The organism is Breznakia sp. PFB1-19 (genome assembly GCF_029893935.1).
Taxonomy (GTDB): Bacteria; Bacillota_I; Bacilli_A; order Erysipelotrichales; family Erysipelotrichaceae; genus Breznakia; species Breznakia blatticola.
Window position 1 is genome coordinate 125,064 of the sequence record NZ_JARXXJ010000002.1, and the last position, 21,978, is coordinate 147,041.

At 35.0% G+C, this 21,978-nt stretch carries 5 protein-coding genes; all 5 read left to right on the forward strand.

The genetic code is table 11. From position 1 onward, the window contains the following. The first annotated feature begins 26 nt into the window (after positions 1–26). Positions 27–6,131 (forward strand): alpha-N-acetylglucosaminidase TIM-barrel domain-containing protein, encoded by a 6,105-nt coding sequence (locus tag M2098_RS01995; protein WP_280681257.1) that lies wholly within the window; start codon positions 27–29, stop codon positions 6,129–6,131. A gap of 368 nt (positions 6,132–6,499) precedes the next feature. Continuing rightward, the gene (locus M2098_RS02000; protein ID WP_280681258.1) at positions 6,500–13,435 is read left to right on the forward strand and encodes a discoidin domain-containing protein; all 6,936 of its coding nucleotides are present in this window, start codon (positions 6,500–6,502) and stop codon (positions 13,433–13,435) included. Positions 13,436–13,553: 118 nt separating this feature from the next. Beyond that, positions 13,554–14,006, forward strand: a complete 453-nt coding sequence (locus M2098_RS02005; protein ID WP_280681259.1) for a thioredoxin domain-containing protein — start codon at positions 13,554–13,556, stop codon at positions 14,004–14,006. Further along, positions 14,003–14,485, forward strand: a complete 483-nt coding sequence (locus tag M2098_RS02010) for a hypothetical protein (protein ID WP_280681260.1) — start codon at positions 14,003–14,005, stop codon at positions 14,483–14,485. The genes M2098_RS02005 and M2098_RS02010 overlap by 4 nt, the downstream gene beginning before the upstream one ends. A 382-nt stretch (positions 14,486–14,867) precedes the next feature. Then, positions 14,868–21,809, forward strand: a complete 6,942-nt coding sequence (locus M2098_RS02015; protein ID WP_280681261.1) for a discoidin domain-containing protein — start codon at positions 14,868–14,870, stop codon at positions 21,807–21,809. The last annotated feature ends 169 nt before the right edge of the window (positions 21,810–21,978 follow it).

Here is a 21,978-nt window from a genome sequence, read left to right on the forward strand (position 1 = left end):
GCGCATACTAAAAAGAGGAGGATTATATGCCAAAACTACGGACAGTATTATGTGTAATGTTTTCTGCACTTATGGCGCTAAGCTTGGTAAGTTTTAAAGAAGTATCACTAAAAGCTTCTCAAAGTAAGATTGAAAATATTACTGCAACGGGAAAAAGTTCAGAAGGGAAAACCGCTGATTTAGCAGTAGATGGTGATAAAGAAACATATTATCAAACACCTGCTTCAAATTCCCAAGAGGATCATTATAGAAATATTGACCTGCAATTAGATGGTCTATACGAATTAAGTGAAATTAAAATATTTAATAAGATTGGGGCATACTATAACTATCAAATTTATGTATCTGAAACAGGATCAACTTTTCAGAAAGTTGCATTTAAAAATGATACAAGTAAGGCAACAGAGGAAGGTGATACGTATGTGCTTGATGGAGTAAAAGCAAGTATTGTTCGTATTAATCTTAGTTACAATTCTACTATGCTAGAGGGGAATCTAGCAGAAGTAGAAGTTTATGGAAATCGTATTGGTGATGCAAGTAAAGAAGTCGATGAAATCAAAGTATCGAATTTTGAGGATACAAAGTGGAAAGCAGAGTATGATAAAGTTGCATCTGACAGTACATATGCAAGTCAAAAAACAACACAAGAAATGACAGAGCTTGTTGGACGTGTAATTGGTGAAGAATGGAAATCATCATTTACATTTGAAATGACATCAGATAATGATGGAAATGATATTTTTGAAATAGAAAATGGTGTAGATGGAACGATTGTCATTCGTGGAAATAATGGTATTGCAATGGCTTCGGGATTTAATTATTACTTACGCAATTATTGTAAAGTTAATTATAATCCAATATTTGCTTCTCAATTACAAATGCCAACTGTGTTACCTCAAGTTGAATCGAAAATTGTGAAAGAAACAGAATATGACTATCGTTATGCGTTAAATTTCTGTACGTATTCTTATACAATGGCTTTCTGGGATTGGGATGAATATGAGGCATTTTTGGATTGGGCAGCAATGTCAGGAATCAATACAGTTCTTGATATTGTTGGACAAGAAGAAGTTGTAAGACGAACATTAAAAGAATATGGATATTCAGATACAGAGATAAAAGAATACATTTCAGGCCCTGGATACTTTGCATGGTACTACATGCAAAACATGACAGGATATGGAGGACCATTGCCTGATAATTGGTTTGAAAATCGTGTCGAGTTAGGAAGACAAATGCATGATCGTATGCAGACTTATGGAATTACACCAGTCTTGAGTGGATTCTCTGGAATGGTTCCAAGTAATTTCAAATCTAAATTTACTGATGCTGCAGTTATTGCACAAGGTGATTGGTGTGGATATATACGCCCAGATATGTTAGCAACATATGTAAATAGTGGAAAAGACTATTTTGATGAGATGGCAGATGTATTCTATCAAGCGCAAAAAGATTTGTTTGGTGATGTGAGTGACATTTATGCTGTCGATCCATTCCATGAAGGTGGAAAAATAGGGGATATGAATGTCACAAAAGTTTATGAAATTATTCAAAAGAAAATGATGGAGCATGATGCTGATGCAATTTGGCTAATCCAACAATGGCAGGGAAGTATGTCAGATGCTAAACTTCAAGGCCTTAAAGAAAAAGATCATGCATTGGTATTAGACTTATTTTCTGAAATAAATTCGCAATCAGATGTTATGGAAAGAAATGAAATACCATGGGTATGGAATATGCTTCATAACTTTGGGGGGCGTATGGGGCTTGATGCAAACCCTTCAAAACTAGCACATGAGATTCCGAAAGCTTATGCAAGTAAATCACATATGAAAGGTATTGGTATGACACCAGAGGCATTGGAAAACTCTCCAATGGCGTATGAATTGTTATGGGATATGACTTGGACGAAAGATGCTATTGACTATCGTGATTGGGTACAAAAATATGCAGAACGAAACTACGGTGGAACCAACGCAGATATAGAAGAAGTTTGGAATATTTTATTAGACACTGGATATAACCAAAAGAATAGTTATTATCAAGGGGCTGCAGAATCTGTAATTAACGCTCGACCAACTATGAACTTTACATCTGCATCTACTTGGGGTCATAGCACAATTAACTATGATAAAAAAGAACTTGAAAAAGCTGTATATTTAATGGCTAGAAATTATGATGAATTCAAAGATAGCCCTGCATTCTTATATGACTTGTCAGATATTACACGTCAAGTTATTGCAAATTCAGCACAAGATTACCATAAAGCGATGGTGAGTGCATATAACGAAAAAGACAGTAAGAAATTTTATACAGTATCAGAAAAATTCTTAGAAATGATTCAACTTCAAGATCAAGTGTTATCAACAAATGATGATTTCTTGGTAGGAAACTGGATTGAGGACTCAAGAAGTATGTTAAGTAATGCTGATGATTGGACAAAAGACTTGTTTGAATTTAATGCGCGAAGCCTAATTACAACTTGGGGTGGAAAGAAAAATGCAAATAGTGGTGGATTGAAAGATTATTCAAACCGTCAGTGGGCTGGACTTACAAAGGATTACTATTATCCAAGATGGGAAACGTGGGTGAATGATTTACGAGCGAATTTAGAAAATGGCACAAATTTAGTAAATCGCGATTGGTTCATGATGGAATGGAAATGGGTAAATCAAAAAAGTGATGAAGGAAATAACTATGCAACAGAATCATCTACATTAGATTTACAAGAGTTGGCACTAAAAGCTTGTGAGAATTATAGTTTGGATGTTTTAGAAACAATTGTAGGTGAAGTTGAAGAGAAAGAGAATATTGCTCTTGGTAAAAATGTAACTTCATCAGTAGCAACATCATCAGAAAATCAAACAAGTAATCTTACGGATGGAAATAAAAATACTCCATGGAAAGCAACAACAAATGAAGGTGAATTTACACTAACAGTTGACTTGGAAGCAGAGTCAAGTATTGATGGAATGGAGATTTCTTTACCACAACTAGCTGGAGGATTCCCGTATGCATATACGGTTGAAGTATTAAAAGATGGACAGTGGACGATAGTTGCAAGTCAAAGTGATGAGTTGATGACAAGCCAAACTTTAATTGATTATCGTGGAATTGGAAGTCAAGTTCGTTTTACATTCTCAACAAGTGATACGACAATTATTCCAGAAGTAACAGAACTTATTGTTTATGGAAAAGCGCAACCAAAAATCGATTATGTAAACTTAGCACTTACATCAACTGCTACATCAAATAAAAATTCTCAAGGTGGCAAAGGTCCGGATAAATTAATCGATGACAAGCTTGATACCTTATGGGTTAATAATGGCGAATCATATCCAATTACATTAACATTTGACTTAAGTGAAGAAGAACGAGTAGATATTGTTGAATTATTCTTTGAAAAAAGAGGACTTCGCTTTAAATACAAAGTGAGTGTTGAAGATGGAAATGGAAATCGTACAGTTGTACAAGATATGAGTGAGAATACAGATGACTTAGATCATATGTATAAAATTGGAGTTCATGCAAATGTAAAAAAAGTAATTGTTGAAATCAATGGTAAGGCGTCTGGCGGAGACTTTCCTGGAGCATGGCCAGCATTGGCAGAAGTAAGAATTTTACAAGAAAAAGAAATTACATTTACAAGCGATAATATCGCAGCAGGAAAAACGGGTATTGTTAGTAACTCACAAAAAACGTATGAAACAAGTCGTCTTACAAATGACGATATTGGAGATTTGGAAAATATTGGAACGGATGTATTCCCAACTACATTTACAGTTGATTTAGGAAAACAACAAGATATTAATGAAGTTAAAGTGTATTTTGAAAAAGCAGGAATTCGCTTCAAGTTCAAAGTTGAAGTAGAAGATGAAAGTGGAAAGAAAACAACAATTCTAGATAAACTTGATAACACTGATGATTTAGATGCTATGTATAGTATTCCAACAAGCCTTAAGGGAAGTAAAATACATGTTGTGATTGAAGGACGTGCGCCTGGTGGAAATTTCTATTTAGCTTCACCAGCATTGGCAGAAATCAAAGCATTTACAAAACCAACAAGCATGTCGCAAAATGCAAGCATTGATTCAAATATTACGTTAAGTGATCTGGATAAAGATAAACTTGTTGATAATGATTACAACACATTTGTAAGTTTCAATGATGCAGGTGAAAAGCAATTGACATTTACATTTGAAAAACCAGTTGATATCTATGCTTATGAATTATATAAAGATGCAACGACGGCGCTTCAATACAAAGTTGAGTATGCAAGTAATGCGAAAACAGAGACATGGAATATGCTTGATGATGAATCAAACAATATTGCTGTAAGTAAAAAACATGTATCTCGTTTCAGTCCAGTTCTTACAAATAAAGTACGTTTAACCCTTTTAAATGAAACTGTTGAATTGCATGATTTTAACTTATACAAAATGGATGCAAATCAAGAATTAGAAACATATGTAAATACAATTGTGAAAGCTTTATCTGAAGTTACAGTTGGTGAATATTCTGGAAATTATTCAGTACAAGCAAAAGACGCATTAGATGGAATCATAGCGACGATTAAAGATGCGTTAACTGGTTCATTAAACACTGCAGAAGTAAATACACATATGCAAACACTGAAAGATGCATATGCGACATTCTTAAAATCGTATGTGACAATTGATCGCACAACTTTACTTGTTGAATTAATAGAAGTAAAAGCATTATTAAAAACAGATGAACTGAAAAATGATGAAGCACTTCAATTGGCATATACAAATGCAAAAGCAGTTTATGATGAAAAAGTTGTAAAGCAAAGTCAACTAGATGAAGCAACTAAAACGTTAAGAAATATCAAAATCGAAGCAATTGCCAAATTAGATAGTATTGGACAATACAAAGCACAACTTGCAATTGCCCAAAGTTTAAAAGACAACACAACAGTAGGGGCAAATGTTGGAAATGTATCAAAAGAAACGATGGATACACTAGTTGATGCAATTTCTAAAGCGGAAAAAGAATTTGATGAAACAAAAACTGCTACAGAAATTGATGAAATAACTACAGCACTAGAAACAGCAATTCAAGTGTTTAAGGATGAAATTGTAACGTACAATAAAGATGCGTTAATTGAAGCAATTGCTTTAGCAAGTAGCTTAAATGAAAAAGACTATACAAAAGACTCATGGAAGGCAATTGAAGATACATTAGCAATTGCAATAGAAATCAATAAGACGAGCACATCAATGGATGAGATAGAATTAGCAACGACAAATTTATTAAATGCAATTACGCAAAAAGTAAATCTTAATCGTGAAGAATTAGGAAATACATTGAATGAAATTAATGAACTAGTCGAATCAACGTATTCGAAAGATTCATGGAAAGTACTTCAAGAAAAAGTAGAACTTGCTAATGCTGTTTATAATAAAGTCAGCTTAAATCAAAATGAAATTGATGAAATGGTAACGATCCTAAAAGATGCAATTGATAACTTAAGTGTATTAAATCGTCAATCATTGATAGACCAAATTCGAGAAGTTCAATTGCTGAATGGTGAAGATTATACATTAGAATCTTGGAATAAATTACTTGTATTATGCAAAGAAGCAGAAGATTTACTTGCACAAGTAAGTATAAATCAAAGTGAACTTGATACTATGACAGATAGTTTAAAAACAGCAATTAGAGATTTGGTTGTTATTGATTTACCAGTGGATAAAGATGCATTAGATACACTATTGACCGAGGCAAAAAAATATGTGAATTCAAGCGAATATACATTAGAGACTTACTATGTGTTTGAACTTGCATATGCAGAAGCTCAAAAAATCTTTGATGATAAGAATGCTACAGCATCTCAGGTACAAGAAGTCATTACTAAATTACAAACAGCAATTGATAATTTAGAAGTTAAACCAACAGATCCAAAACCTATTGATCCTGACAAACCAACAGATGGTGATAATAAGCCACATGATAATGGTGGTGGAAATACCAATACAACGGTTACAAACCCATCAAAAGATGTAGATTCTGGTGATGCAACAAACGTAAACATTATGATTGCGTTATTAATAATCACACTAGGAACGATTGCGATTATAGGAAAAAAGAAGTATAGAAATTCAAAGTAAATATTGATTGTGTTACTAATTAAGAAATGGGCGATTTATCAGATGATAGATCGTCTTTTCGCATGATTTGTGTGAAGCTACGGTGAGTTTATTTCATGATTCTTACAAATAAACAATATTTTTAAATAATTCAATAATATAATTAATTAAAAACTACAAACGGAATGTTAAAAAATCTAAATACGGTTATATTTTATAGTCATATAATGTGCATGGTAGTGAAAGCACTTACACTTGTAAGTGTATCTACTTGAGACAGGTTACTATACATAAACTAGGAGGGATGATTATAGCGCAACATGAGTAATGACACAAGTGTGAATAAAGGGGCAACAATTGTGAAGTGAAAATATAAAAAGAGGAATAAAATGAAACATATAGTAAAGAAACTTGGAATGGTCTCACTTACTGCATCAATGGTATTAGGTGGATTGACTTCTTTACCGGTACATGTGAATGCGAAAGAATCTATTCAAGCAGTTGCATCGGATAACGAGGGGTATACTTTTATTAGTGGTGTAAGTTCATTGTCAAAAGATAAAAATAAGGTTGACTTGGAACTTGTTGAAGGTGAGAAAATACGTTTTACATTTTTAAGCAATGATCTATTTAGATTATATATGGCACCTGTTGGTGAGGATTTTAAAGAATATCCGACACCAAACTCAAGTGATCACAAAGCAACAATTACAGTTGCTTCAGATGATGCGTTCTATGAAAAAAATAAAGTAGAACCAACTGTGATCGAAAATGATACGACGATTCAAATTAAGACAGAATCGTTAACATTAGAAATTAACAAAGAAAATTCAATTATGAAATTAACGAAGGCTGATGGGGAGATTGTTTGGGAAGAAGCTGAACCGTTACGTTATAAAAACGGTAGTACGTACCAAACATTAAAAACTTCAGAAGATGAGTATTACTTTGGTGGTGGGACACAAAATGGTCGCTTTTCACATAAGGGTGAAGTGATTGAAGTAAAGAATACAAATAACTGGGTGGACAAAGGAGTTGCAAGTCCAAACCCATTCTATTGGTCTACGAAAGGATATGGTGTAGTTCGTAATACGTGGAAACCAGGAACTTATGATTTTGATTCACAAGGAACTTCCACAATTACAACAAAACACAATGAACAACGATATGATGCATATTATTTTGTTGGGGATTCACCTGAACAAATATTAGAAGGGTATTATGATTTAACTGGATCTCCAGCAGAATTACCTGAATATGCTTCATATTTAGGACACTTAAACTGTTACAACCGTGACTACTGGAAAGAAGTTCCAGAAGGAACAAGTGGAGCTGTTAAGCTTGGTAGCAAATGGTACAAAGAAAGTTCAAATGAAACAGATGGAAGTGTAAAAGAAACATTAAATGGATCTGCTGAAACAACAGCAGAACAAATTATACAAGATCATAAAGATAATGATATGCCACTTGGTTGGTTTTTACCAAATGATGGATATGGTTGTGGATATGGTCAAACAACAAGCCTTGATGGAGACGTGGAGAACTTAAAAGAGTTTGCAGACAATGCAATCGATAGTGGTATCCACACGGGTTTATGGACACAGTCAAACTTATGGCCAGTTGATGAAAACAACCCAGTGAAGGGTGACCGTGATATCTACAAAGAAGTAGAAGCGGGAGTTGTCGCTGTAAAAACCGATGTTGCATGGGTAGGTGCAGGATACTCTATGGCTCTAAATGGAGTAAGCGTTGCATACGATGCGATTACAAGCAAATCTGGATCAAAAGCAAACATCGTTTCATTAGATGGTTGGGCTGGAACACAACGTTATGCAGGTATTTGGACAGGTGATCAATCAGGAGGACAATGGGAATACATTCGTTTCCACATTCCAACTTATGTAGGTACTGCATTATCAGGACAACCAAATGTCGGAAGTGATATGGATGGAATCTTCGGTGGAAAAAATCCAACGATTTGGACACGTGATTTCCAATGGAAAGCATTTACAACATACATGTTAGACATGGATGGTTGGGGATCAAACCAAAAATCACCATGGGCTTTAGGTGAAGATGGTACATCAATTAACCGTTCATACTTAAAATTAAAAGCAATGTTAATGCCGTACAACAACACAATTTCTCACGAAGCAACAGCAAACAAAGGTTTACCAATGATTCGTGCGATGTTCTTAGAAGAGGCAAATAAATACACGTATAGTGATAAAACACAATACCAATATATGTGGGGTGATAACTTTGTCGTTGCACCAATTTATCAAAATACAAATGCGGATGAAAATGGAAATGATATTCGTAATGAAATTTATCTGCCAGGAACAAGTGATGTATGGATTGATTACTTCACAGGTAAACAATATGAAGGTGGACGCATTATTAATAACTTTGATGCTCCAATTTGGAAATTACCACTATTCGTAAGAAATGGTGCAATCATTCCAATGTATGCTGAAAATAACAACCCAGTTGCAAAAAGTGATACAAACACAGATGGATTGGATCGTTCCATTCGTCGCGCAGAATTCTATCCATACGGAAATACAGAATTCGAAGTATATGAAGATGATGGAATCACTTTAGGTGGTGCTGGTTCAACTACACTACTAACAAGTAAAGTAGATGGTGATGTGGCAACACTAAAAGCAAATAAAACTGAAGGTACATATGAAGGAATGATCGATGAACGTTCTAACGAATTTATCGTAAATGTTTCACAAGCACCTAAAGGTGTAACTGGAAATGTTGCGGGTAAGGATGTGACTTTCACTAGTGTTGATTCAAAAGAAGCATATGATTCTGCTACAGGAAATGTATACTTCTATGATGAAAACCCAAGTATTTTTGTGAAAGAGTTTGCTTCAGAAGGTTCTACTTACGAAAATACTGATGAAACAACAGCACCAAAGTTATATGTAAAATCAACTGAGAAAGTAAGTATTCACAACTATGATTACACAGTTGTAGTTGATGGATTTGCAAATGATCAAGGACTTCAAAAAGATGAGTTGGATGAAAGTATTGCAGCTCCAACTAATATTCAAGGGGAAGACATTACAGATGTTTCATTTACTGCTACATGGGATGAAGTTGAAGGAGCAACGGGATATGATGTTGAAATCTTTGATGGAGTATATGTAGATTTCCCTTCAGCAAAATATGAAGCAACAAACTTAACATATGATACAGACTACAATTTACGCGTTCGTGCAAGAATTGGAAATAGATATTCACCATGGAGTGAAGTAGCAACCATTCGTACAAACGTGGATCGTTACCGCAATGTTGTTCGTGATATTGATGTAACTTGGGAGTATGGAGCTAGTTGGGGAGATGTGAAAAATGCCTTCGATTTTGATCAAGGTACAATGTTCCACTCAACAAGTGCGGTTACACCTGAACAAATGATGGTTTTAGATATGGGTGAAGCCTACACCATGGACAAATTCACATACCAGCCACGTATGGACAACAAAGGAAACGGAACTGTCTTACGCATGGATGTATATGCATCATTAGATGGTGTGACATACGAAAAAGTATGGGATGGTAATGCAAATGATGCTTGGACATACAGTACAAGCATGGACGATGAAGATATTAAAGAAATTCCATTAAACAATAAAAAGATACGTTTCTTGAAACTAAGTGTTCTTGAATCAAAAGGTGGAATGTTCTCAGCTTCAGAACTTCAACCATACAAAGTTGAAGGTACTGATGGTCAACTTGTAGGAGATGTAAATAACTCTGGAGCAGTTGATGAAAATGATTTAACATTTTATGAAAACTACATTGGATTAACAACTGTAGATAAAGATTGGGAATACGTATCAAACTTAGGAAACTTTGATGGCAACGACATTATTGATGCATCAGATTTATCATTTGTTAGCAAGCAAGTTGGTACACCAATTACAAAACCAGCACAAGGTGTTGATGGAAAACTTATGTTAATGCCATCAAGTACAAATATTAAAAAGGGTGATACGGTTAGTGTTGATGTATATGGAATTGGCTTGAAAAATGTAAATGCATTCTCCGTTGAATTTGCAGTTGATCAAAGTCTACTTACAATTGATAAACCAGGTCAACCTAGTGTAGCAACACTTGCGATGAAAAACTTCTCGAAAATTAGAGAACACTCGGATCATTCAGTTGACAATTATGTAGTTTTCTCTAATGTTGGGCAACAAGAACTTATTAATGGTTCAACAAATGTAGCTACATTCACGTTCACAGCTAATGCAGATTTTACATGGAATCAAAGTTTAGCAAGAGCAATTCTTGTAGGGCAAGATTTAAGTAAGGTTGATGCACTAGTTGATGATAGTCAAACACCACAATTACCAGATTCAGTGAATGTGTTAGATGCTGAAGATTTTGCATCAATCACATTCTCAAATGATGTGAAATCAAATATTCCTGGTGATGACTTGTGGCAACAAAGTAACTGGGAAGAACTATTCTTTGATGGTGATACAAATGGAAGTCTTGCTGAATTCAAATGGTTTACTGGACCTACAAGTATCGCAGAATATGTAAAAGTTCCTTTAGATATGGAATTCACGCTTGATAAAGCACAACCAGTAAAACAAATTACAGTGTACAATCGAAAATCAAGCAATGGAACAATCAAGAAAATTCAAGCGAAAGCATATGAAGGTGATAAAGAGTATGACTTGGGAATCATTGAAAATGCAGAAAGCATTTCAAAATTAACATTCGCAATTCCTGAGAAAGCAACAAGTGTTGATCGTATTGTGATTACACCACTAGAAACTGCAGGAATCGCAGAAGGTGTAAATGTCGGAGAGGAAACCAACCGTATGCTATCGCTATATGAAATTGAAATGATTAGTGATGCGACTGTTCCAGCAACTGGTATCGAATTTGCCGAAGATGCATTAACATCAATGTATATCGGTTCAACAGCTGATATTTCAGCAACAGTATTACCAACAACTGTATCCAATGGATTGTATGAAATTACAAGTAGTGATCCAGAAACTGTGCGTGTAGAAAAAATACCATTAGCAAACAGCTATGCATATGTATTACGCGCAATCAAAGAAGGAAGTGTAACACTAACAGCAACAAGTGTTGATGGAGCGTTTACAGCAACTCGTGAAGTTCAAGTGATTCCAGGTGTTGACACATCAGAAATTCTTAAACAAATTGAAGTGTTTGATGCACTTGCACCACAACTGTATACAACAGCTTCATACAATAGTGTAAAAGTGTTTGTTGATCAAGCAAAAGAATTGTTAGCTAACAATCCAAGTCAAGCTGAAGTTAACGCATTAACGATTCAAATCGTAAATGCTATGAAAACTCTTGAACTTATTGGTTCAAATGAGGATCAACCATCAAGTACAAACCTAATTGATTTAAGTAATGCAACACTGTTCTATGAAACAAGTTTTTCTTCAGCAGAAAAAGAGCACGGGGATTTAGCATTTGATGGCGATATAAACACATACTGGCATTCAAACTATGGTTCAGGTTATACACTTCCTCAATACATTGTTGTTGATTTAGGTAAAGAATATACGCTTGAACAAGTTGATATGCTAGCTCGTCAAAACAGCAAAAATGGGGCAATTTCTCATTACCGTGTTGAAGTAAGTACAACAACTGGTGATAATCTAACAATTGATGATTTAGATTTCTATCAAGTTGTAGAAGGTCGTTTTGCCACTGATAAAGATGGATTGATTGATCGTGCAATTGCAAAAGAAATCAAGTTTGATCAAGTAAAAGCGCGTTATGTGAAATTCATCGCTTTAGAATCTATTGGTAGTTCTGAAGATCAAGCAAACAAATACGCTTCAATTGCAGAATTATCAATCTATGGTACAGCACCAGTATGTTATGCGGATTTAGAACAAGCAATCAGTGAAGTAAATACAGTTGTTGATGCTGGTAATGATGGTACATATACGACTAGTTCATGGAGCAATTTAGTTGATGCACTTGCACTTGCTAAAACAGTAGAAAGTGATGCAAGTATCGAAGAAATTCAATCTGCACTTTCTATATTAAAAATTGCTCAAGAAGGTTTAGATAAAGTTGCATCTAAAGTTGCCTTAACAACATTAGAGACGCTTGTTGAATCATGTAAAGAAAACATGAATAAAAATGATGTAAATGCAACATCTTCATTATCTGAATTATTAGAAAAGGCAGAGACCTTATTAGCGCAAGACGATCAAGAAACATCATCAACAAAGGTATTACAAGTACTATTTGATATAGTAGATGCACGTACAACTAACGTAAATGATGCAAGTGTTGTTCGTGATATGTTAGGACTTGTAGTTGATGTGGCTAAAGATGAACAAGCAGGTACGGTACAACGTGCAGGATCACTAAGTGAACTAATTGCTGAAGCAGAAGAGTTACTTGCCTCAAGTAGTGAAGATACTGATACAATGATGACACTCATTGGTGATATTAAAGTTGCGGTAATGGGTGATGAAGAAGTAATTGACCGTGCTAAACTTGAAGAAACATTAGCTCTTGCTAAATTAATAAGCGCAGATTACTACACAGAAGAAAGCTATGATGTATTACAGAAAGCAATTGAACAAGCTGAAACCGTACTTGCTGATGAAGCAAAAGTACAAGTAAGTATTGAAGATGCATACAAAGCACTATATGATGCAGTAGAAAACTTAGAAGCTCGTGTGGTACTTGATACAAGTGCACTTGAAAATGAGATTGCGCTTAGTGAAACAATTCTAGCAACAAGTGAGGCATATATGCCAAACTCAATTGCTGGACTACAAGCAGCAGTAGATCAAGCAAAAACAGTATTGGCTAGTGCAACGCAACAAACTGAACTTGATGATGCAACTACTGCACTTCAAACGGTTCGTTTACAAGCAAAATTAAAAGCAGATACAAGTGCGTTAAAATCGCTTATTGAACAAGTAAAAGCACTAAACCTAAGTGGATATACAGAAAGTTCAGTTGAAGGATTACAAAGAGCGTTGGCATATGCAACAAGCGTTCTTGAAAATACAAATGCAACACAAACAGAAGTAGATACAGCTGTACAAGGACTACAAAAAGCAGTTAATGATTTAGCTGCAATTACACCAAATCCAGGTGGAGATGGTGAAAACAATGGTAGTGGAACAACACCAGGAGGAAACACAAACACTCCAGGAAATGATGCAGGTGATGTAGATTCTGGAGACAGAACAAATACAACATCACTATATGGATTATTAACAATGGCACTTGCTGGTATTGCACTCTTTGGAAGAAAGAAATTCAAAGATCACAAATTAGACAAGTAACATTATAAAGAAACTCGAGCGTCGATTATTGGTGCTCGAGTTTTCCATTGTTGAAAAATGTAAATTATTCAACAGTTAGTGCAATTCTTTCTTATGCATTTTGTGATATTCTTTGAGTATGAAGAAAATCTATTTATTATTAATCGCACTATGCCTAGTTGCATGTACGACAAAGAAAACAGAAGATGTTGCAATAGAATTACAGCCAAACAAAGGAGAAGTTGTAGGTATTACATTAAATGAAGTAAACCAAATGGTAGAAGATGAGGACAGTTTTGTAGTGATCTTCTCACAGACGTACTGTGGTTCTTGTATGAGTTTCTTCTCGCAAACAGATGCATATACTACAGAGGTTGGATTGACATTATATGATGTAACACTCGACAAAGAAGAAAGAAGTGAATCCGAGAACTTAGAAATGATGAAAGAGCATTTTTCTGGTTTTCAAACGACACCAACAATTTATGTGGTAAGTAAAGGTGAAATTGTAGCAACACTTGATTCAAGTGAAGAAGAACCAACATTAGAAGCTTATAAAACACTATTGAAAGAAAGTGGGGTAAGTAAATGAAAAAAATCCTAACAGCATGTAGTACGATACTGCTTGCACTAAGTTGCGTAGCTTGTACTAGTTTACCAAAACCTGATACAACAGCGGTGTGTACATTAAGTACGAATATCGATGGTATTCAATATAAAAGTACGTATACAATGGAATACCATAAGGAAAAGTATCTAGTACTTTCCTTGAAAGCTGAAGATGCATACACCAATCTTGATAACGAACCATTTAGTGTCAATATTCGTAAAGATCTTGGAATGAAGGCAAGTGAACTAACTTCTATTGAAGGTTTAGAAGCACTTGTTCGTGATGAAACGGATGCAGAATATTTTCAACTGACAATCGATGGTGAAAATCTTGATATTGAAGATATGGTGAAAAAGTATCCAACATATGAAGCATGGATTCAAGATAATCAATTGAATATTGATAATGTTACGCAAGATTTAACAAATCAAGGGTATTCATGCGACTTGGACTTTGAATAAGAAAAGATAGAAAAAATCAATAAACAACTATATAGCAGAGAACGTTATTTTAACAATTTTCACTGTTTTATGGTTGTTTTTTTAGTGTTTTTATGACTGAATTCCGACAAAAAACGATGTAATAGTTATGTATTATAAACTAAATAATACCAAAAAAGATAAAGTAGATGTTAAAAATTCTAAATCTTTTCTAAAAATTTGGTGTAATAATGTGCTTGTAGTGTAAGGGCTTTCAAATGAATAGATGGAAAATTGAGACAGGCTATCTATAAATTTTGAAGTGAAAGGAGTGGTGTGTTTCGGACAGTAACGATGTTTTTTTAAACACATTTATTAGTTAATCGTTTGATATTCTTATGAATAATATGAGAAGAGGGAAAGAATGAATAATATAACAAAAAAGATAAAAATAGTCTCATTGGCTGCCTCAATCACGTTAGGTGGATTTGCATCTTTACCAATCAACGTACTTGCTAAGGAAGGAATTCAAGCAACTGCGACAGATACGGAAGGGTACACGTTTATCGGAAGTGTAAAAACAGTCAATCAAAACAAAAATAAAGTAGATTTAGTATTACAATCTGGTGAGAAAATTAGATTTACATTCTTGGATAAAGATTTATTCAGATTGTATATGGCACCTGATGGTGAGGAGTTCAGTGAATATCCAACACCAAATTCAAGTGACCATAAAGCAACAATTACTGTTGCTTCAGATGATGCGTTCTATGCTAAAAATAATGTAGAACCTACACTTGTTGAAAACGATACAACGATTCAAATCAAAACGGATGCGTTAGTATTAGAGATCAACAAAGAAACTTCAATAATGAAACTAACGAAGACGAATGGGGAGATTGTTTGGGAAGAAGCACAACCTTTACGTTATAAAAAAGGAAGTACATACCAAACTTTGAAAACTTCGGCTGATGAATTTTACTATGGTGGTGGGACACAAAATGGTCGCTTCTCGCATAAAGGGCAAGTGATTGCAGTAAAAAACACAAATAACTGGGTAGACAAAGGAGTAGCAAGTCCAAACCCATTCTATTGGTCTACGAAAGGATATGGAGTTGTGCGTAATACATGGAAGCCAGGATCATATGATTTTGATTCAACTGGACAAAATGTAATCACAACTAAACACGATGAAAAGCGCTATGATGCATATTATTTTGTTGGTGATACACCACAAGAGTTGTTAAGTGGATATTATGACTTAACAGGAGCTGCAGTGGAATTGCCAGAATATGCTTCATATTTAGGACACTTAAACTGTTATAACCGAGATTACTGGACAGAAGTATCTGAAGGTACAAGTGGTGCAATAAAACTTGGTAGCAAATGGTACAAAGAAGAAAAAACAGGTAGTGTCAAAGAAACATTAAATGGATCTGCAGAAACAACAGCAGAACAAATTATTAGAGACCATAAAGACAACGATATGCCATTAGGTTGGTTTTTACCAAATGATGGATATGGATGTGGATACGGTCAAGGTACAACACTTGATGAAGATGTTAGCAATTTAGGAGAATTTGCAGATAATTCGTTAGCAAGTGGTGTTCGTACTGGACTATGGACACAATCGAATTTATGGCCAAAAGATTCAAACAACCCACAAAAAGGTGAACGTGATATCTACAAAGAAGTAGATGCTGGCGTAGTTGCCGTAAAAACTGACGTTGCTTGGGTTGGAGCTGGATACTCTATGGCTCTAAATGGAATAAGTGTTGCATATGATGCAATTACATCTAACTCTGGTTCCAAAGCAAACATTGTTTCACTTGATGGATGGGCTGGAACACAACGATATGCTGGTATTTGGACAGGTGACCAATACGGAGGACAATGGGAATATATCCGTTTCCATATTCCAACTTATATTGGAACTGCCCTATCAGGTCAACCAAATGTTGGAAGTGATATGGATGGAATCTTCGGTGGAAAAAACAAAACCGTTTGGACACGTGATTTCCAATGGAAAGCATTTACAACATACATGTTAGATATGGATGGTTGGGGATCAAACCAAAAATCACCATATGCATTGGGTGAAGATGGAACATCAATTAACCGTGCATACTTGAAATTAAAAGCGATGTTGATGCCTTACAACAATACAATTTCACATGAAGCTACAGTGAACAAAGGATTGCCAATGATTCGTGCAATGTTCCTTGAAGATCCAAATGCTTATACATATAGTGATAAAACACAATATCAATACATGTGGGGTGATAATTTTGTAATCGCACCGATTTATCAAGATACAGCAAGTGATGCATCAGGAAATGATATTCGTAATGATATCTATTTACCTGGTACAAGCGATGTATGGATTGATTACTTTACAGGTGAACAATACGAAGGTGGACGCATTATTAATAACTTTGATGCTCCAATTTGGAAATTACCAGTATTTGTAAGAAATGGTGCAATTATTCCAATGTATGAAGAAAACAATAACCCTGTTGCTAAGAGTGCAACAAATACAGATGGACTTGACCGTTCCATTCGCCGTGCTGAATTCTACCCATCAGGAGATACTGAATTTGAAGTATACGAAGATGATGGAATCACTTTAGGTGGAGCAGGAACAACAACAAAAATCACAAGTAGTGTAGCTGGAGATGTTGCAACTTTAAAAACAGCAAAAACTAAAGGTACATACACAGGTATGATAGATGCACGTTCTAATGAATATATTGTTAATGTATCTAAAGCACCTACAAGTGTAACTGGAAATGTAGCTGGTAGTGATGTAACATTCACTAGTGTTGATTCAAAAGAAGCATATGAAACTGCTACTGGAAATGTATATTTCTATGATGAAAATCCAAGTATGTTCATAAAAGAATTTGCATCTGCTGGTTCAACTTACGAAAACACTGATATAACTACAGCACCTAAGTTATATGTAAAATCAACAGAAAAAGTTAACATCAACAATTACGACTACACAGTTGTTGTTAATGGATTTGCAAATGACCAAGGCTTAGAAAAAGATGTATTAGATCAAACGTTGACTGTACCAACTAACATTCGTGGGGAAAACGTTGAAGATTTATCATTTACAGCCGTATGGGATGATGTTGCTGGTGCAACAACATACGATGTTGAAATTTTCGGTGCTGTTTATGTAAACATTCCTGAAGCAAGATATGAATTATTAAATTTAGATTACGATACTGACTACACATTCCGCGTTCGTTCAAGAATCGATAATAGATACTCTGAATGGAGTGATGAAGCAACAGTTCGCACGAATGTTGACCGCTACCGCAATGTTATCCGTGACTTAGACGTAACTTGGACATATGGTTCAGGTTGGGGTAACTTGGAAAATGCATTTGACTTTGATGCAGGAACATACTTCCACTCAACAAATGCAGTTACTACAGACCAACAAATGACAATTGATATGGGTGCTGCATATACAATGGACAAGTTCACATATCAACCACGTATGGACAGCAAAGGAAACGGAACTGTTAAACGCATGGATTTATATGGTTCAATTGATGGTGTAACTTATGAAAAAGTATGGGATGGTAATGCAAATGAAGCTTGGACATATAGTTCAAGCATGGAAGTTGACGATGTTAAAGAAATTCCATTAAATAATAAAAAATTGCGTTATTTAAAAATTAGTATTTTGTCATCATCAGGAGGATTTTTCTCAGCTTCAGAATTAATGCCTTACAAAGTAGAAGGTACTGGTTCTTGGGTAGTAGGAGATGTAAACAACTCTGGTGACTTAGAAGACGGAGATTTAGTATTCTTTGAAAACTATATCGGATTAAACACAACAGATTCTGATTGGGATTATGTTGCTGCACTAGGAAACTTGAATGATAATGATATCATTGATGGTTACGACTTATCATTTGTTGCTAGAATGCTAGGAACACCAGTTACAAATGCAAAAGCTGGAGTTGATGGAAAACTGATGTTAGTACCATCAAAAACAGATATTAAAGCAGGAGACACAGTAACTGTTGATGTGTACGGAATTGGATTAAAGAATGTAAACTCATTCTTTGTTGAAGTTCCAGTAGATACAAGTCTTATGGGAATGCCACAAGCTGCACAACCTAGTGTAGCAAGTATTGCGATGCGTAATTTCTCAAAAGTTAGAACACACACTGACAACTCAGTGGATAACTATATTGCATTCACGAATGTTGGGCAACAAGATTTATTAAATGGATCTGGCACGGTTGCAACATTTAGTTTTACAGCAACTGCAGATTTCACATGGGATAAAGTAATGTCACGTGCGCAACTTGTTGGACAAGATTTGGCAACAGTAGATGCTAAAATTGATGATAGTCAAACACCTCAAGTGCCTGAAACAATAAATGCATTAAAAGAAAGTGATATTAAATCAATTAAATTCTCAAATGCAACTGGTTCAGATATTCCTGGTTCTGACTTGTGGCAACAATCAAATTGGAAATCAATTTTGTTTGATGGAAATACATCAGGAACGTTAGCTGAATTTAAATGGTACTACGGAAATGATGACATTAAAGCAGAAGTTATGTTACCTACAGATATGGAATTTACTTTAAATAATGCTGAACCAGTTTCCAAAGTCGTGGTGCATAACCGTGCAAGTGGAAATGGGTCAATTAAGAAAATTAAAGCAGTAGCTTATGATGGAGATACAGCCTACGATTTAGGAACAATCACAAATCCAGAATCAACAGCAATTACATTCAGCATTCCAACAGAAGCAACAAAAATTGATCGTATTGTCATTACACCAATGGAAAGTACTGGTAGTGCAACAGGAACAACAACAGGAACTGTTGAAAACCGTATGTTATCAATTTACGAAATTGAAATCGTAAGTGATGCAACTGTAAAAGCTACAGGAATTGCATTTGCAGATGATGCAGTTACGCAAATGAATGTAGGAGCACTTACAGAAATTTCTGCTGTAGTTGCACCTAACAATGCTTCAAATCCTCTATATACAATTACAAGTAGTGATGTTGACACAGTTCGTGTAAATAAAGTACCTCTTGGTGATCACTATGCATTCGTATTAGAAGCACTTAAAGAAGGAACCGTAACATTAACGGCAACGAGTGAAGATGGAAGCTTTAATGTACAACATACATTAAATGTAGTAAAAGGTGTTGATGCAACTGAACTACAAAAAGTTATCGACCAATTTGAAGTTTTAGCTCCTCAACTATATACAACAGACTCATATAATGCTGTAAAAGTTCTTGTTGATCAAGCAAAAGAATTATTAGCAAATGATGCAAGTCAAAGTGAAATTAACAACATTACAATTCAAATTGCAAATACATTAAAAGCAATTGAATTTAAAGGTTCAAATTCACAACAAGAATCAAGCACAAATGTAATTGATTTATCAAATGCAGAATTATTCTATGAAACAAGTTTTACTTCTGCAGAAAAAGAACATGGTGATTTAGCATTCGATGGTGATATTGATACATTCTGGCATTCTAACTATAGTTCTAGTTACAAATTACCTCAATATATTGTAGTAGATTTAGGTGATACATATAACTTGGAACAAATTAATATGTTAGCACGCCAAAACAGTAAAAATGGTGGAGTTACACACTATCGTGTAGAAGTTAGTACAACACCAGGAGATAACTTAACAATTGATGATTTAGATTTCTATCCAGTTGTTGAAGGATTCTTTGATGCTGATGCTGATGGATTGATTGACCGTGCAAAAGCAAAGGAAATTAAATTTGATACAGTGGAAGCACGTTATGTGAAATTTGTTGCTATTGAATCTGTAGGAAGTTCTGCAGATCAAGCAAATCGCTATGCATCGATTGCTGAACTAACAATGTTTGGTAAAGAAGGTGCAACACTTGCTGATGTACAAGCAATTCTTGATGAAGTAGATAACTTGAATGAAGATGACTACACATCAAGTACTTGGAGTGACTTAATGGCTGCATATGATGTAGCTAATGCACTTACAGATACATCATCAAAAGCAGATATTAAAGCAGCAATTACTGATTTAGAAGCAGCAAAAACTGCCTTAACTCGTCGTGCTTCAAGCGTAGCACTTGCTAGCTTAAAAGACAAAGTTGCAAAATGTGCTGATCTAGAAAGTACATACACTGCAAGTGACTTTGCAACTATGAAAGCATTACTTGCAGATGCAAAAGCATTGATTGCCAAAGGTGATGCAGATATTAGTTCAACAGAAGCTACTGCTATGTTATTAGCGTTAGTAAATGAAGAATTAGCATTAGGTGAATTATCTGATGTTTATGCAATGCGTAGTACATTAGCGATGGTCGTTGAATTAGCGGGAGAACAACTTGCTGAAGCAACCAATATCCGTCCAGGTAAGATCACACAACTTACAGATGCAATTGCTGCAGGTCAAGCATTACTTGATGCAGAAAGCAAAGATGTTGCTGCTATGGAAAAAGCAATGAAAGATATCAATGCAGCTGTAGAACAATTATGGGAAATCGTAAATAAGAGTGATCTAGAAGCAATTATTGACACTGCTAAAGATGTTGAAGTAGATGGATATACTGCAGACAGTTATCAAGCATTACAAGATGCAATTGCTGCTGGTGAAATTGTAGCAGCTAATGATGATGCAACAACTACAGAAGTTACGGATGCAACACAAGCAATCTATGATGCAATTGCAAACCTTGAACGTGAAGCAGTATTGAATAAAACAGCACTTATCAATGAAATTGCACTAAGTGAAACAATCGTAGCGGCTAGTGACCGTTATGTTCCTAGTTCAATTAAAAACTTACCAAGTGCAATTGATGTTGCAAAAGCAGCACTAGCTAGTGCAACAACACAACAAGAACTAGATGATGCAACAAAAGCATTAATGAGTGTACGTATGAAAGCAAGATTAAGAGCTGATACTGCAGCCTTACGTGCGTTAATGGAAAAAGTGGAAGCAATGAACCTTGATGGTTACACTGCTAGCTCAGTAATGGGTGTAAAAAATGCATTAACACATGCTTCAAACGTAGCAAATGATCCTGAAGTATCACAAGAAGATGTTGATACAGCATTAGCTGGACTACAAAGAGCAGTAGATGCATTAACTCCAATTACAACAACTCCTGGTGGAGATGATGTAAATACGCCAAAACCTGGCGATAATGGAAATGGTGTTATCGGTAATCCAAGTGTGGCACCTGATGGAAGTGTAAACTCAGGTGATACAACAGATGTAACAGGTCTATATGGACTACTTGCATTAGCACTTATGGGACTAGGTGTCTTCGGAAGTAAAAAATACAAAGACCACGAAATTAAAGAATCTAAATAATTAATCTCCTGTGACTTATTGTTTAAATAAGCACAAACAAAAGACCGGGTGAGTATAAGTTTTACACTCGGTCTTTATTTTTAATAAGTGGTTGGATACTAATTTCGTGTGTTTGGGATGATGATTATTTGTATTAAGTAAGAGAGGTAAAGGACTTTTACTTAATAGT